Genomic DNA, 14,934 nt, shown 5'->3' on the forward strand with positions numbered 1-14,934 from the left:
GGGCTCCTCAATTGATGCTCAACCAGCGTGAAAGAGGCTTCATGCAGTGAGTCATTGGCATTGGTGTAATGGCGTTGTTATTAAGTTCACCTTCGTAAATACGTTCAATAGCGTTGATAGATGCAGTCGTCGTTAAGTGCTGGCTAGCATGTAGGTAAGCGTTTTCCGCCAGCTTGTTTCTTAATGCCGCGTCTTGCATGACTTGTTGAATCGCGTTTAACAGGCTCGCCATTCCACTGTTCTGGTACAGCAATGCAGAGTGATTATGCTCGAACAACTCGGGAATGCCTCCTGTTTTAGGAGCCACGATAGGCAGTTGAGCTAAAGCCGCTTCCCCGAGCACGAGACCAAAGGCCTCTTCATAGGCGCCGCTAATAAAAGCGTCTGCATTACCACACATCCACGCTCCGGCATTGTGTTGTTCTCCGACAAAGTGCACTCGTTCTTGGATACCAAAATCCGATGCAAGCTGTTGCAATGCTTCTCTTTCTTCGCCGTCACCAACAATAACAAGGTGAGGGTTGTTGTGGTGGTAGTTGTGCATGCGTATTGCGCGAATAAGGCGGTCGAACCCTTTGCGCTTAATCAGCGAACCCACCGACAGAAAGGTAAAGGCCTGTGATGGGATTCCGAGGCTATCTTTAATGTCGATGGGTGTATCCACGCCTTGAAGTGACACGCCGTTGTGTACGACATGAAGTTGGTTTTGTGGGTAGCCGTCCTGAAGAATTTCGCGTCCAACATCTTTGCTAACGCAAATCAATTTTGGAGAGAGGTGAAGTCCGAGAGAGAAGCGATCGCGCAATGTATAATGGCAATGAAGTTGCGTGACAAGTGGTATATGATTCATGCGAGCAGCCAAACACATCCATTGACAAGGGCCGCCGCTATTGACGTGTACCAAGTCGATGCTGTGCTTTTCGACCAAAGCTGAGCCTTGTTTGATAAGGCTATTCCACCCGCTAATATCCCAGCGTGGAGCGCTCCAACCACCCACCAAATTGAAGGCTGAATGTTCCGCTTCAATTCCGAGCGATTGGCACTTATCGATTAATGGTTGGCAGTTTGACCATACGAATGGCTCAAACTTATTGCGGTCGATTCCTGAAATGAGATCCAGAAGCACCACTTCACTGCCGCGAATCCAATTATCACCATAATGAACATATAGAATGCGTTTTGGCATAGTCATAAGTCACCTCTGTCTCATCATTAATCTGCGTTAACTGCTGAGCTGCAATAGAGATGCCAAAATATGCCATTAGTTTATGTGATTGAATCTTATATGATATTTATATTTAGACCTCATCATTCTCATATTGAGAACCAATATGGATTAGTGATCCGTTTCAATTTGATATTTTTGTAGCAATACGGGAATCACACTTTGCGCTGAGAAATCATCAATGATGGTTTGTCGAGCATTTTGGCGAATGAGTGATTGTTGCGCTTCACCAATCGACATCCAGTCATGAAGACATTTAGCAAGAGAGGGAATGTCTTCGACGATAAAACCATTTTTACCCGTTTGGATAATATCTGGAAGACGACCTACACGTAAGCTCATCACGGCAATGCCTCTCGACATGGCTTCAAGCGCCGCCATTGGAAGACCCTCATAACGAGAAGAAATGATAAGTACACTGATATTTTCCCAAACACCTTTCATATCGGTTTGATGGCCGAAGAAAGTCACATTTGAAGGGGCAGTTTGATTAAGCGACTCTTTTTCTGGGCCATCACCGTACACACTAAACTGTAATGTTGGACAGAGCCTCGCTACCTCAATAAATTGATCGGCGCCTTTTTCCTGACTCAATCGGCCGACAAAAGCGATCTCCTGATAGTTGAGTTGACTGTTGGGAATCGAAACAAAGTTATTCAGCAGTTCTGAAGAACAAAAAACTTTGCGCTGAATACTTGGACTGACAGCAAAGCAATGGTCAGATAGGCAGCCTGAGCTTCTATCAAGCCAATCGTATAGCCATAGCTTCCCTGAGGACGATTCACCAGCATGATAAGTTGAAATCAAACGAGGAAACGTACGGGTGAGCAGTTTGGCGCAGCGCGACAAAATCGACGCTTTATAACCATGGGAGTGAACCACTGAGGGTTGGTGATTGGCGACGGCGCTTGTTAGGTGTTTAATTTTTAAAGCTTTATTGGGCTCGCCAGACAAATAGTTTAAGTAACTCACAGGGATCGCGGCTTCTTTTGCCTTCTGTACAATTTGAGCGGCTGGCGAATACTCAGTGGTTAGCACAACTCGAGCTTTGTGTCCAAAGGCGATTAATCCCCGAGCTAGCTCGATAACGTGACTTTCAATGCCACCGAATAGACGGCTATCAAGCAAGATCCAAATTTCACCAATGGCAGGTTTATCAAGATTGTTCGAGATTAATTTCATCCGCTTCCCACGCTTGTTTTTTTCGGTAAACCGTAGATGGGCTTAACTCCAGCATGACAGCGGCGTTGAGGACGTTGCCATCACAGTACGCAATTGCGTTTTGAATTGCTTCACGCTCTACTTGCCACATAGGGCGAATGGTTCCATCAGAGTTAAAGTACGGTGAGGTAGCAGCAGAGGACGGTGTACCAGGCTGCTCCGCTGCGTTAATCGACGGTTCGACCGCAGAAGGTGAAGGTTCCTCAGTATAACCAGGTGGTGGTGTGATTGGTGCAATGTTTGCTGACTCTTGAGCAACATGCGCAGGCGTCGTTGTTTTCGTCACTTTAGACTTTTTAGTAAGTTGAGCGGGTAGGTGGCTCACCGTGACTTTTTCGTCGTTATTAAGCACCACAATGTTACGTATGATGTTTTGTAGTTGCCTTACATTACCCGGCCATTCGTAATGCTTGATGATATGTTGAGCTTCGCTGTCGATTGTTGAGAATTTCTTTTTGTCCTGTTTGGCGTAAGTGGTCAAGAAGTGCTTGGCAAGCGTGACGATGTCACTTCCTCGTTCACGTAATGGGGGCATATCAATAGGTATAACGTGCACACGGTAGTATAAGTCTTCACGAAAACGACCTTCTTCTACTTCTGTTAATGGATCTCGGTTAGTGGCACAAATGATTCTCACATCCACTTTCATTTCTCGAGTGCCACCAAGAGGGGTGTAAGTGCCCGTTTGTAGAAAGCGGAGCAACTTCTTTTGCATCTCAAGTTCCATTTCACACAGCTCATCAAGAAAAAGCGTACCACCATGTGCCAGCGTCGCCGCACCTTTTCGATCTGTTGTTGCTCCAGTAAAGGCCCCTTTAACGTGACCAAAAATCTCACTTTCCATCAAATCTCGTGGAATAGCCCCACAGTTAATTGCAATAAAAGGTTTGTCTTTACGGTCGCTCTGGCGGTGGACGGCTTCAGCACAAACTTCTTTACCTGTGCCGCTTTCTCCCACAATAAACACACTGGCAGAAGTTGGCGCAACAGCATCAATGGTCTTGTATACCGCCTGCATCGGGAGGCTTGAACCGATGAATCCGTGATAGTTGTGGCGATCAAACTTGGACTGAATATTTTCCACCAAATCTTCCAATTTGGCGCGTTTGAGGTGCAATGCGACTGATGTTTTTAGGCGATCAGCGTTTATGGGCTTTTCTAAGAAATCTTCCGCACCTTTTTGAATTAGATTAACGGCTAAGTCGACGCTGCCGTGTGCCGTAGCAATAATAACGGACGTAGGAATGTCATTCTGGTTGATCCAATCCAACACGTCTTCGCCAGACATGTCGGGCAGTTTCAAATCGAGAATGATGAGCTGAGGTTTGCTTCTTTCAATAAATTGAATCGCTTCGCGACCTGTCTCGACATGAAAAATGTCATAAGGTTCGTCTTTCACATACTGCTTATAAAGTATGGCTAGTGAAGTAGAGTCCTCTACCAGTAACACCCTTGGTCTCATAGTCCCATCCCAACGTAGTTTGTTTCATTTTTTATGATTTTTGTCAGCACTACTATTTGGCATTATGAGTGGTTTATAGCTCTCTAGTGCTGAAAATTCTCAATTTGAGAAAAGCGTTATTTAAGTATTAGCACAAGGTAGGAAATTTGCGAAAAATCCATACTTTTTAATTGATTAAGTTATGCCCAAATAATTTCAAGGTGTGTGGCTTGGCGAGGGTGATTGAATTTGGAGCCTAAATTTCTGAGATGATGTCGGCATCGCGCTTTATCAAACGCGATGCTTCGCTAGGGAGTAAGACACTGATACTACTCAAACCCTTGAGCTTTTCGCTTTTCTAACGCATCAAACGATTCATTGGCGAGTTGCGGAAGTGTTTCACAAAGCTCCAATGCTTTTGGTACTTTTCCTTCGACACAGTACTTCTCAATCATTCTTGCTTGTCTTGAAAGCGTTCGATTGCCTAAAGCGAGAGCAGAACTGCCCAGTGTGTGAACCTCGAACTCTAATGTTTGAAGGTCTTTTGTGCTTAATGCTTGCTCTATTTTCTCCATGCGATCGCGTGACTCTTCGACATAGTGATCAATCAAGGTAGGGATGATTTCGGCGCACGTATCTTTGATCATTTGCTGAAGAATATGCTCATCCACTAATTCTTGCTCGATAGTCAATGTATTATTTATCGTCATAATAGCGCTCCCTATAACATAAACAGTTCGCTTTTTTTAATTTGCTGAGACAGTTTTTCTTTCCACTTTTTTGGTAAGAAACGCAGCTTGGAAACTTGGCGGATTAACTCATCTTTCAGGCTTGGTGTATGCTTCATGTTCAAGACAGAACCAATCAAGTTCGCATCGCTAGCATCGAGTAGCTTTTTGGCTTGCTCGAGCTGGATTGCAGTCGTAGAACCATAATGCGCTACTAACAAAGTAGCATCACATACGCCAGCAATCACTTGAGGCGCTATATTGCTTCGGTTGACACTGAGAAGTGGTGATGTATCTATCACGACGCGCTCGTACTGCGTTAACCATTGTGCAATGTTTCGTTTCAGCATTGTTGGGTCTCGGTACGCTAACTGAGTGCTGGCGAGAGATGGAGCAGGGAGGCCGACTAAAGTTTGGTGTGTATTCTCTCGTGTGATCAAATGGCCAACCTTCTCGTCATCATCAAATTCGTGAACAGTGTGATAAGCGGGTTTGAATAAGTTAAGGTCTACATACAAAGTATTGTGGCCTGCTAAAACCAAGCGCTCTGCAAGAGATGAAGCCACGGAAGTGACACCATCTTCAGATTTACAACCCACAACACAAATCGTTTTGTGGCCCTTCTGTTCACTCTGAAGATAAATTTGCTCAATCTCAGCGTGAGTTGCAGGAATAGTCATTACAACGCTCCTATTAACACGATGGTTGTGGTGATTTGTAAAATATCTCTTAATCCGGCCCTCGCTTTTTCAACAAAGCTCTCGTCTTTATGGGGAATGTAAATCGTGTCGCCTGCGCGAATGACTGGCAGCTCATAAATGTTGGCTGTTTTACTAAAGTTCACCAAATCAAATGTTCGGGCTTGGCCCTGGCAGCAAGACATATTGACCACACTGATCTTTTCAAGGTAGGCATTGTCAGTTGGTCCTCCTGCTTCCGCTAACAGATCAAGCACAGTCATGTTGTCATTGAATACGTATCGCCCTGGGTCTCTTACTTCACCTAATACGCGTACCGTGGACTCTTTTGAACGATCTAACCAGTTTTTGTTTTTTTCTGGAATGTAAATGGTATCACCAGGACGAACGTGGGGCAGAATTGATTCATCACCTGTTTCAAAGTACATCGATAAATTCAATTTACTCACTTTGGCATAACCTAGGCCTCGGTGTGTGACACGGATGTTGTGAATATCTGCATCCATTGTCGGTCCATCGGCGGCAGACAAAATATCCAGAAAATGCATATCTTCAGTGAAACGATAGCGCCCAGGTGCATTGATTTGCCCGAAAACGTATATCGATGCGTCAGAGCTTTGGCTTACCCATTGCGATTTATTATCGGATGGGTCGTCAGGCAATGCATGTACCCTTACGACTGTACCAGCGGAAACTCGAGGTAGGCTTGATGTTGGTGAGCCATCCAGAATGTATTGGTCTAAGTCAAATTGTGTCATTTGACCGTTATTGGCGACTTCAATTTTGGTGGTATCAGCTCGTCGAGTTGGGCCACCAACGTGTGCAAGCAGATCAATCAAATCCATTTCGTCTGACCACTCGATGCGTCCAGGGCGAACAACTTCTCCCATCACTGCGACCGCTCTACTAGGTGCTACTTTTAACCAAGACTTCTCATTGAAATCGGTTTTCTCCGGCACGAAAATCGCATCTCCTGGTCCAACATTTGGTGGTCTGGCTGAAGATAGTCCTTCTGTATGCGCGGTAAGATCGAATTTGATGACTTTGCCATCGGCTTTTATAACGCGAATTTGGCGAGATTCTGCGTAGCGAGTGGGCCCGCCAGCGTTGGCGAGGATATCCATGAAGCTAGCGCCTTGCTTGCCTTCGTATGCCCCAGGATGGGCGACTTCACCCATCACGTAAACCACATTTGCACCTGCTTTGATTTCTTCTTCCTGTTTTGGGACAAAGATGGTGGCACCTGGCAGGATCTCCGGCAGTAGGCTTTGGTCTCCAGTATCAAGGTACTTTTTCAGGTTAAACATGGTTGGGTTATTGTTTGTTATCACGCGAATTTGCTCAACACTGGCATATCGTGTCACGCCGCCAGCTCGCATTACGACATCAACTAGCGTGGTGTTTGGCTTGTATGAGAACGAGCCAGGTGCGTTGACTTCACCAAAGACTTTGATTGCACGAGCGGAATCTGCGCTGTCACCTGAATTCGCGAGTTTTGCTGCATCAAACTCTTGCTCAATATTCCCTACGAGTGGGGAAGCGGGGACAAATAAGACATCCAGTGATTCTAGTTTTGGCAGCTGGCTATTGTCCCCCGTATCAAGGAAGCGTTTGTAGTCAAATTCAATGTTTTTATTTCCACGTTTCACGATCATTTTATCAAGCTGAGCCCCTGCGCGCAGGCCTCCAGCTTCGTACACAAACATTTGAATGTTGGACCCAGAAGGTAAGGTATATTCACCGGGTTTGACCACGTAGCCTTGAACGGACACTAACAACTGTTGCTGTTTAATAAAAACTCGAGCGTTGTTAACGTCACGATACACGGTCTTTAGCCTGTCGATAATCACGTCTTGGAGTTGTTGTTCATTGTAGCCGGCCACTAATACAGGGCCGACTTCTGGTAAATTAATTCGTCCACGACGATCAACCTGAAACCCTTGGTTTAACGACGCCTCTCCAGGTAAGTTAATCTGTATTAAATCACCGACCTTAACAGTATTGCTCTCATCCGCTATGGAAGAAGGTACCCACGCGACCAGGCACAACAACATTAAGAGGATAAATGGTTTCATCGTGTTCATAGCGCGCCTCCTGCCGTTGGGTTGCGGTTTATTGAGGTATCGCTATCTGAATTAGGGCTAATAACCTCGATGCTTACTCGACGATTAGTTAAACGCACGGCGGATGTTTCACCTTCATAGAGTGGCAGGTTATCTCCGACAGATTTGGTAGTGACTCTCTCTGAAGTGATACCAAATACGGTTAGGTAACGCTTTACTTGTTCCGCACGCGCTTGAGCAAGTTTCTGGTTGTAATCGGGTGTTCCAGTTGCATCCGCATGCCCCGTTACTACAAGAGATAGGTTGGGGTGGTCACGTAAAATGTAGGCTGCTTCTGCCAAATGTCCCATGTACTTCGGGTTGATTTCTGCTGAATCGACAGCAAACTGGTTGTCGATATTAAGTAGTGCATAGATATCCGAGACTATGTTTAGGTCGCTACGTAGTGCTTCAATATCATCGGGCGGTGTGCAAGTTGTTTGGCTCAGTACGTAGTCGAGTTGTTGTTCGAGCTGGTTTAAGCGTCGACGCTGAATCACAAGGTCGTTGGCAGCGTCGAGTAAAAGCCCACCTTCTAACTCGCGCGCAATTCTATTTTGTTTTTCAAGGGCCTGAACAACTGCCGCAGGAAAACACCAGCGCGCGCCCTCTTGGATTAGTGCGTCTAGATGTAACTTGGTCAATTGCCAATCAAACCTTAACCCATGTTCTGGACCTAAAGGCTCGTCAGGCATTACTGGGGAAAACTGATAATTCTCGATCGAGATATCTTGATAGCTTTCCGCCAAGCCACCTTTCCCGTGTTCTGGGTAGTCAAACGACGAACAACCAAACATGCCGACAACAAGACCGCTTACTGCATATCGTCGTAAAAGATTTACCATGCCAACCTCCGTTTAAACCGGTATTTTTAGTGTCCTTTTGAGTTAACGGGAATGGCATGGTTGATACGAAGCAAGCTCATGATTTCTAAAGGTTGGCCTGATACGTTTTCAATACTCATGCTTCTTTCACGTTCAACTAGACGCTTATATAAGTAAACAATGGCACCAATCCCTGAAGAATCAAGAAATTGGACGTGCTGTAGGTTAATTTCGACTTCTTTGTGATGATTGTTGTGAATTACTTCATCAATGTGATGTTGTGCTTGTCGACAGCCACTTGCGTCTAAGTCACCAAAAAACTCAATGGCTAACTTGTCTTGATTGATTTCTAGTTTGCGTAATTCCATGACTCTGTCTCCGTTTGTTTTTCTAATTGGATATAGAGCAGGTAACGTGCCAATTTGAAATTAATGAAAAATCAAACAGTTAAATATTGTTAATTATATTGTTCAATTTGAGAAAGGACTGATTCTCAAATTGAGAATCAAAAACGCACAGAGAAATGGTTTGCTTATAAGAGGTTTTGAGCCGAAAGAAGTCGTTAGACCGGGGGAGGCACGTCATGATTAGATTCCAACTCGATTGACGAACCATCCGCCATACGAGAATAATGTGTAACGACTAAATGCAAAACCTGTCTAAAGTTTATGATTATCTTTGCAAATTATTACTAATGTTGATTGTTATGAGTCGAAGAATAACTAGTAATAAATAGGTCATCGAGAGGACTTACGTTTCAATAAAGGCGATTTTTTGTACAAGGTCTTCTTATGCCATTAAAAATGACATTAATTGCGCTGGCTGTTATGGCAGCGTCTTCACAGCCTCAAGCGGATACGTCTTTCGCACCACCAGTTTCTCTTGCACAAAGCTATCAGGATGGCATTGATGTGTCTGAATATTGGTATAGCGAAAAACTTGATGGTGTTCGCGCTTATTGGACTGGGCAACATCTCGTGACGAGAAATGGTAATCGAATCTACGCCCCAGATTGGTTTACAGGACCTTTGCCTGATTATCCGTTGGACGGTGAACTTTGGGCTGGGAGAGGTAACTTCCATCTTGTTCAGCAAACGGTATTAGATAAAACTCCTGTAGAGTCTGCTTGGCGACACATCGACTTTATGATCTTTGATATGCCATATTCCGCTGGTGATTATCGGAAGCGTTATTACAACATCAAAGATTTAGTGCTTGAAGTCGACCAGCCTCATATCAAATATGTCGAGCACCGAGCCATTCAAAATGAAGCTCATCTGTTTACACAGTTGGATAAAATTTCAATATCCGACGGTGAAGGGGTGATGTTGCGGAAGGTATCAAGCCGCTATCAGGCTGGACGCGGTAGTGATTTGCTTAAACTTAAACGATACGCAGATGATGAAGCGTTAGTTGTGGGTTATAAGCCAGGAACAGGGCGCTTATTAGGTATGATGGGAGCAATGTTAGTTCGCTTACCAAATGGCATTGAGTTTTACATCGGTAGCGGATTTACCGATGAAGTGCGTCGCCAGCCTCCGAAAATTGGTTCAACCATTACATTTAGATATAACGGTTTTACACATACTGGTAAACCACGTTTTGCTCGATTCTTGCGTGAAAGGTTGAAGGAATAGAACGCTCTGCACTTACTAGTTGCCAACGGTTACGCCACATCGTTTGAAGAGACCCTGCCAAAACTGAACGTGGTTTAGGGTTTCTTGCCTAAATGTCCTATGTGCCTCAATGATGCCGTACTGGTGACCATGGAGTTGCATACGGTTCTCCACCAAAGTGGCACCATCATTAAGTTGTTGATAGGTACTGTCTAAATAAGCCAAATAAGGTTGCACTTCTTCAACGTAAATGGATTGAAAGACATTTCTTAAGTAGCGGAACTGGGTGGTGTCTCTGTTCGGCCCGCACAATACGTTGCTCTGGTTCTGCTCAAGTAGCTGAGTTGTTGCTTTTAACCAAAGGGATGTGTTTACCATCGAGTAGTAAAGTCGTCCGAGTAAACGAGATTTCTCTAACTCTTCTTGATATTGAGTAACTTCCACATCGGGTAGACGTGAGACCGCGCGGTGGGGTAAATCATACATTTCGCTGAAAATACGATAGACATCGTTAATGCGTGCAATATCATTCGTCGTATTTTGAGATAGCCAATCAGAGGCTGTTAGTTGCTTTTGCATGGCATCACTTACGAGTAGTAAGTTGTCGAGATGAATGTCTAGATGTTGCCACTTGGTTGAGTAAAGCTCTGTCAATGTCGCGCGTTCTTCATCGCTAAGTGGAAATTCGGATAAACATCGATTTATGATTCTTAAAAGGGCAGTTTGATAATCAAAATCATGAAAGGCATCCTGCACCTTTCCAAGTTGTGAGTTTTTCTCGGCAAGTAAATTAAAGAGTCCGCATTGTCGTAATTGATAGCTCTCTAGCAGGCCAATAGATAGCCTTGGCAATGGCTCGAACAAAACGCGTTTCGCAGGAATCGTTACCGTAGACTGTAATTCTATTGGAATAGCAGGAACGTCCAATACATTGGCTACACGTTGATGATACTTATCAAACATGGCGTTCTCTGGATTGAACCAGTTATCACAACCATTAAGAATCAAGATTAAGAACAATAAAATAGACCGCACAAATATCCTTTTTTATAACTTCGTATCCGTTGTCTAGAGAGCAAAATCAACCACTTCGCAATCTTGTTATAAGTATACTCAACCGTGTGATTATTCGATCAAAAAAGCCAGCGGATGCTGGCTTTTTTTACTTTTTATTGAACTGAAAAGTTCAATTGCACTTCTGGCTCTTGGCGATGCATCCAACGCATTCTGACGCCTAACATAAAGGCCGCAGAAGATAGGCCGATGATAAAACCAAGCCAGAAGCCTTGTGCTCCCATTGGCTCGACAATCCAGTCTGTACGGCCAAGGACGTAACCAATTGGCAGCCCAAGAATCCAATAAGCAATAAAAGTACGGTTGAAGATGGCTCGCATGTCTTTATAGCCGCGTAATGCACCAGCTGCGATCACTTGAACCGCATCCGTACATTGATAAACAGCGGCAAACACGAGCAGGTGCATCGCTAGAGTGATTACCTCTGGGTTGCTAGTATAAAGCTCGGCGATCCACTCACGAGACAAGACGGTTAAAATCGCTGTGAGAACGGACAATGCTAGACCAACCATAATGCCGACTCGTGACGCTACGCGCGCGCCATCTACGTTTTCTTCACCAAGTCGATGGCCGACACGAATGCTTACTGCTGCACCAATACTCATTGGTAGCATAAATACCAACGAGGAGAAGTTAATCGCGACTTGATGCGCTGCCACAATGATAGGACCCAGTGGTGAAACGAGCAGTGCAACAACAGCAAACAATGTCACTTCAAAAAACAGCGCTGCTGCAACAGGAAAGCCGAGCTTGAATAGACGAACTTGCGCTTTCCATTGTGGGCGATGCCATTCTCCAAATAGGTTGATGCTTTTCAATCGCTCTGATGTCATCACATACAGCAATAGCATGGCAAACATGACCCAGTAAACAATCGTGGTTGCTACACCACAGCCAACACCGCCTAATTCAGGTGCACCAAACTTGCCGTACACGAAAATCCAGTTTAGAGGAATGTTGAGCAGCAAACCGATAAAGCCAATAACCATTGCCGGTTTCGTCAATGACATACCATCCGTAAAGCTTCTAAGCGTTTGGAAAAGTAAAAAAGCGGGTACTGCTAATATAACGGCATGAATGTATCCCACCGTTTTTTCAGCCATCAGTGCTTCAACATCCATCAGTCCGAGAATAAACTGGGTTTGAAGCAGGACTGCAATTATCGGCACACTGATCAGCAATGCCAAAACGACGCCTTGCTGAATTTCAAACGGTATTTTCACTCGACGACCAGAGCCATTTAACTGTGCGACAACAGGGACCAATGCCATTAATAAACCCACCCCAAACAAAATGGATGGTAGCCAAATACTTGAAGCGACAGAAACCGCAGCCATGTCGGTGGCGCTAACGCCGCCAGCCATTACGGTATCAACAAACCCCATACCAGTTTGAGCGACAGATGCGATCAATACCGGGGTCGCCAATTTGATAAGACTTGATGCTTCTTCTTTATAGCGATGCACGAAAAATACTCCAGAGCGGAACAATAAGTTGAAAGAATGAGAGTACTCGAGGGCAAAAGATGTGGTGAACGGATCTGATGGTTGATTTTAGTCACGATAAGGTGAAAAAATGCCTCGGAGAAACTCCGCGCAAATGATAAACAATTGTATGTTTATATTCCATAGCTAGGTAGCTAATAGTCGATAACACTGACTGGACGCTCTCCACGCTAAGGATACGCTTTTACTGAGAACAGCAGCGAATCATGGTAATGTTGAAGCATGCATGAGAACAAACCAGTGTTCATTAAGCCATGGCTTTATCGTCTGCGGTCTTTATTTCCGACCTGTAGCGCAGTGTTTAGGGCTTAGTCTTCGACTACAGTTGGTATTAAATCAATAGGTAAAAAGAAATGTTTACAGGAATAGTTCAGGGTACGGCGAAGGTCGTTAAAATTGATAAAAAAGAACGCTTTCAAACGCACGTTGTCGAGTTAAGCGATGAACTTTGTAAAGGGTTAGAAATTGGTGCATCCGTTGCACACAACGGATGTTGTCTAACTGTGACTAAGATCGAAGGCAACCTTATCAGTTTTGATTTAATGCAAGCGACATTGGCTCTTACTAATTTAGGTCGGCTGGTGGAAGGGGATAGCGTAAACATTGAGCGCGCGGCTAAGTTTGGTGACGAAATAGGCGGGCATAGTATGTCTGGTCATATTAGTTTAACGGCAGATATTGTCGATATCATCGATACGCCCAATAACCGCACGATTTGGTTCCAACTGCCGCAAGAATCAATGAAATATGTATTAGCGAAAGGTTACATTGGTTTAGATGGCTGCTCGCTAACTATTGGTGAAGTTGAAGCGTGTCGTTTTTCGGTACACCTAATTCCAGAAACCTTGCAGCGAACGCTTTTCGGAGTGAGACAAGTAGGGGAGCGTGTTAATATTGAGTTTGATCCTCAGACTCAAGCAATTGTTGATACTGTTGAGCGCGTTCTTGCAGCAAAACAGCTTTAGAATGAGAAAAAGGAGCCTAGTGCTCCTTTTTCATTTAAGCGTTTTTATATTTCTGATGTTCACATGCTCGAGCTGTTATTCGTAATTGTCATCGATAAATAGTTCGACCTTATCTTGTAACTCATCCACTCGCATATTTAGGTGGATAGCGTGGCAACAAGCTGGGCAATCATCATAAAACTCTTGGTCACCATTACTTGCATCTAATGTAATGCCGATAGAGTGTCCGCAATGCGGGCACTTTACATACCTTTCGGTATAATTTTTCATACAACAACTCCTAATCTCGCAGGGCTTTTAAACACACTATTCATCAATGAAGTACAGCCCTTTACTTACTTTGCCTACAAGGAAAATAGGCACAATCCAAAGTTAAGTCTCCTTTGATATTAGGCAGAGTTGTTGCTAATTGAGTCGAAATAAGTACAAAACTTGACCCCAAACTCAACCTTGAGCTTAGGGTGATTTTCTGTAGTGATGTGCCTCGAGATTTTACATCTTGAAATATGCAGTGGCTTCCAAATTAATAAGAAATGATTTTATTAATAACCAGTTGAGCCTGTTCCAAGTAATGGCCGCCAAACAAATTACAATGGTTGAGAACATGGTAAAGGTTATAGATATCTTTACGTTCCTCATAGCTTGAAGAAAGTGGCATAACCGATTCGTAGCCTTGATAAAATTCTGGTTGAAATCCACCAAAAAGCTCTGTCATCGCAATATCACACTCCCTGTCCCCCCAATAGCACGCAGGATCGTAACAGATAGGACCGAATGCAGTGAGTGCCGCATTTCCATTCCATAAATCGCCATGCAACAAAGAAGGTTTCGGAGCATGGTTTGCTAGCCGCTGTTTTACGACGTCGATAAAGTCATCGATATCAACCAAGGTGACGCCTTTTTCTTTAAGGAGCTGTAATTGCCAACCTATGCGTTGCTCAGCAAAGAATACACACCATTTCTTGTGCCATTTGTTGGGCTGTAGAGTCGAACCGAGATAGTTGTCGGTATCAAAACCAAACTCTTTTTGCTCGCCCCACTGGTGTAGGTGAGCTAATTGCTGCCCAAATTTAAAGCTGTTGGGACCATCTTCTAATGGTTTCGTTGGAAGGTAGTTAAGAATTAGGAATGAGGCATTTTTGGTTTTACCAACCAATACCACCTCAGGTACAAATAGGGTTGATGTTTCACGCAAAAGATGCAGGCTTTCAGCCTCTACCTCAAATTTAGACAAAAACTCGCGATCGTTAATTTTCGCAAAATAACGTTGCTCGCCATCATTGATCATGTAGCTTTCACTGATATCCCCACCAGACAGCCTTACTTTTTCCGTGATCTGGTAATCGAACAATAAAGTATCAGAAAGCTGTTGCGATATTGCTTGCCACATACAAAACCTCGCGAATCTATTTGACCACCAATAGTTTAGGATAAATAGCAGGGAGTTGGCGCTATGTTGAGCATACTTAGTAAAGAAACCTTCCTCTTAGTGTAGTCAATTTGTATAAATGTGAATCAAATCGCTTATAAGCCTC

The 14,934-nt window shown here is 44.1% G+C and carries 14 protein-coding genes; 2 read left to right on the forward strand and 12 right to left on the reverse strand.

The annotated features are described in order from the left end of the window. Positions 1-7: 7 nt before the first annotated feature. The 8 genes from R7Z77_RS07270 to R7Z77_RS07305 form a co-directional block, all read right to left on the reverse strand. Complete coding sequence (locus tag R7Z77_RS07270) at positions 8-1,192, reverse strand: glycosyltransferase (protein WP_213967698.1); 1,185 nt, start codon at positions 1,190-1,192, stop codon at positions 8-10. Positions 1,193-1,336: 144 nt separating this feature from the next. Then, positions 1,337-2,407, reverse strand: coding sequence for a glycosyltransferase family 4 protein (locus R7Z77_RS07275; protein WP_213967699.1), 1,071 nt, complete (start codon positions 2,405-2,407; stop codon positions 1,337-1,339). Further along, a complete protein-coding gene (locus R7Z77_RS07280) occupies positions 2,382-3,908 on the reverse strand; it encodes a sigma-54-dependent transcriptional regulator (protein ID WP_213967700.1) in 1,527 nt (508 codons plus the stop codon). Before R7Z77_RS07280 ends, R7Z77_RS07275 begins: the two co-directional genes overlap by 26 nt. Positions 3,909-4,216: 308 nt before the next feature. After that, complete coding sequence (locus R7Z77_RS07285) at positions 4,217-4,597, reverse strand: Hpt domain-containing protein (protein ID WP_213870161.1); 381 nt, start codon at positions 4,595-4,597, stop codon at positions 4,217-4,219. A gap of 11 nt (positions 4,598-4,608) precedes the next feature. Further along, on the reverse strand, positions 4,609-5,295 hold the full coding sequence (locus tag R7Z77_RS07290) for an AAA family ATPase (RefSeq protein WP_213967701.1): 687 nt from the start codon (positions 5,293-5,295) through the stop codon (positions 4,609-4,611). Beyond that, positions 5,295-7,397: an SLBB domain-containing protein gene (locus tag R7Z77_RS07295; protein WP_064353904.1), complete on the reverse strand. Its 2,103-nt coding sequence runs from the start codon at positions 7,395-7,397 to the stop codon at positions 5,295-5,297. Before R7Z77_RS07295 ends, R7Z77_RS07290 begins: the two co-directional genes overlap by 1 nt. Then, complete coding sequence (locus R7Z77_RS07300) at positions 7,394-8,260, reverse strand: OmpA family protein (RefSeq protein ID WP_017634930.1); 867 nt, start codon at positions 8,258-8,260, stop codon at positions 7,394-7,396. The genes R7Z77_RS07295 and R7Z77_RS07300 overlap by 4 nt, the downstream gene beginning before the upstream one ends. Before the next feature lie 26 nt (positions 8,261-8,286). Next, positions 8,287-8,607 carry an STAS domain-containing protein gene (locus tag R7Z77_RS07305; RefSeq protein ID WP_017634929.1) on the reverse strand — a complete coding sequence of 107 codons (321 nt, stop codon included), beginning with the start codon at positions 8,605-8,607 and terminating at the stop codon, positions 8,287-8,289. 423 nt (positions 8,608-9,030) lie between these two features. Here R7Z77_RS07305 and R7Z77_RS07310 point away from each other — a divergent pair, with 423 nt between their 5' ends. Next, the gene (locus R7Z77_RS07310) at positions 9,031-9,876 is read left to right on the forward strand and encodes a DNA ligase (protein ID WP_053307085.1); all 846 of its coding nucleotides are present in this window, start codon (positions 9,031-9,033) and stop codon (positions 9,874-9,876) included. A 15-nt stretch (positions 9,877-9,891) separates the two neighbouring features. On the opposite strand, the gene R7Z77_RS07315 is transcribed toward R7Z77_RS07310, so the two are convergent. Further along, positions 9,892-10,890: a DUF3080 domain-containing protein gene (locus tag R7Z77_RS07315; protein ID WP_171345400.1), complete on the reverse strand. Its 999-nt coding sequence runs from the start codon at positions 10,888-10,890 to the stop codon at positions 9,892-9,894. A gap of 134 nt (positions 10,891-11,024) precedes the next feature. Beyond that, a complete protein-coding gene (locus tag R7Z77_RS07320) occupies positions 11,025-12,395 on the reverse strand; it encodes an MATE family efflux transporter (RefSeq protein WP_005377626.1) in 1,371 nt (456 codons plus the stop codon). 392 nt (positions 12,396-12,787) lie between these two features. Between R7Z77_RS07320 and R7Z77_RS07325 the strand changes: the two genes are divergently transcribed. Beyond that, a complete protein-coding gene (locus tag R7Z77_RS07325; protein WP_005377625.1) occupies positions 12,788-13,399 on the forward strand; it encodes a riboflavin synthase in 612 nt (203 codons plus the stop codon). 75 nt (positions 13,400-13,474) lie between these two features. Here the strand turns inward: R7Z77_RS07325 and R7Z77_RS07330 are convergent, their stop codons facing one another. After that, positions 13,475-13,669: a CPXCG motif-containing cysteine-rich protein gene (locus R7Z77_RS07330; protein ID WP_017634925.1), complete on the reverse strand. Its 195-nt coding sequence runs from the start codon at positions 13,667-13,669 to the stop codon at positions 13,475-13,477. A 253-nt stretch (positions 13,670-13,922) separates the two neighbouring features. Beyond that, positions 13,923-14,789, reverse strand: a complete 867-nt coding sequence (locus R7Z77_RS07335; RefSeq protein WP_318136630.1) for a fructosamine kinase family protein — start codon at positions 14,787-14,789, stop codon at positions 13,923-13,925. Between the last annotated feature and the right edge of the window lie 145 nt (positions 14,790-14,934).

It is taken from the genome of Vibrio sp. 1401, assembly GCF_033340295.1.

Coding starts and splice junctions, on each gene's coding strand:
- R7Z77_RS07275 (WP_213967699.1), bottom strand. CDS start 2,407: ATGAAATTAATCTCGAACAATCTTGATAAACCTGCCATTGGTGAAATT.
- R7Z77_RS07295 (WP_064353904.1), bottom strand. CDS start 7,397: ATGAACACGATGAAACCATTTATCCTCTTAATGTTGTTGTGCCTGGTC.
- R7Z77_RS07300 (WP_017634930.1), bottom strand. CDS start 8,260: ATGGTAAATCTTTTACGACGATATGCAGTAAGCGGTCTTGTTGTCGGC.
- R7Z77_RS07325 (WP_005377625.1), top strand. CDS start 12,788: ATGTTTACAGGAATAGTTCAGGGTACGGCGAAGGTCGTTAAAATTGAT.
- R7Z77_RS07270 (WP_213967698.1), bottom strand. CDS start 1,192: ATGACTATGCCAAAACGCATTCTATATGTTCATTATGGTGATAATTGG.
- R7Z77_RS07305 (WP_017634929.1), bottom strand. CDS start 8,607: ATGGAATTACGCAAACTAGAAATCAATCAAGACAAGTTAGCCATTGAG.
- R7Z77_RS07335 (WP_318136630.1), bottom strand. CDS start 14,789: ATGTGGCAAGCAATATCGCAACAGCTTTCTGATACTTTATTGTTCGAT.
- R7Z77_RS07285 (WP_213870161.1), bottom strand. CDS start 4,597: ATGACGATAAATAATACATTGACTATCGAGCAAGAATTAGTGGATGAG.
- R7Z77_RS07280 (WP_213967700.1), bottom strand. CDS start 3,908: ATGAGACCAAGGGTGTTACTGGTAGAGGACTCTACTTCACTAGCCATA.
- R7Z77_RS07290 (WP_213967701.1), bottom strand. CDS start 5,295: ATGACTATTCCTGCAACTCACGCTGAGATTGAGCAAATTTATCTTCAG.
- R7Z77_RS07330 (WP_017634925.1), bottom strand. CDS start 13,669: ATGAAAAATTATACCGAAAGGTATGTAAAGTGCCCGCATTGCGGACAC.
- R7Z77_RS07310 (WP_053307085.1), top strand. CDS start 9,031: ATGCCATTAAAAATGACATTAATTGCGCTGGCTGTTATGGCAGCGTCT.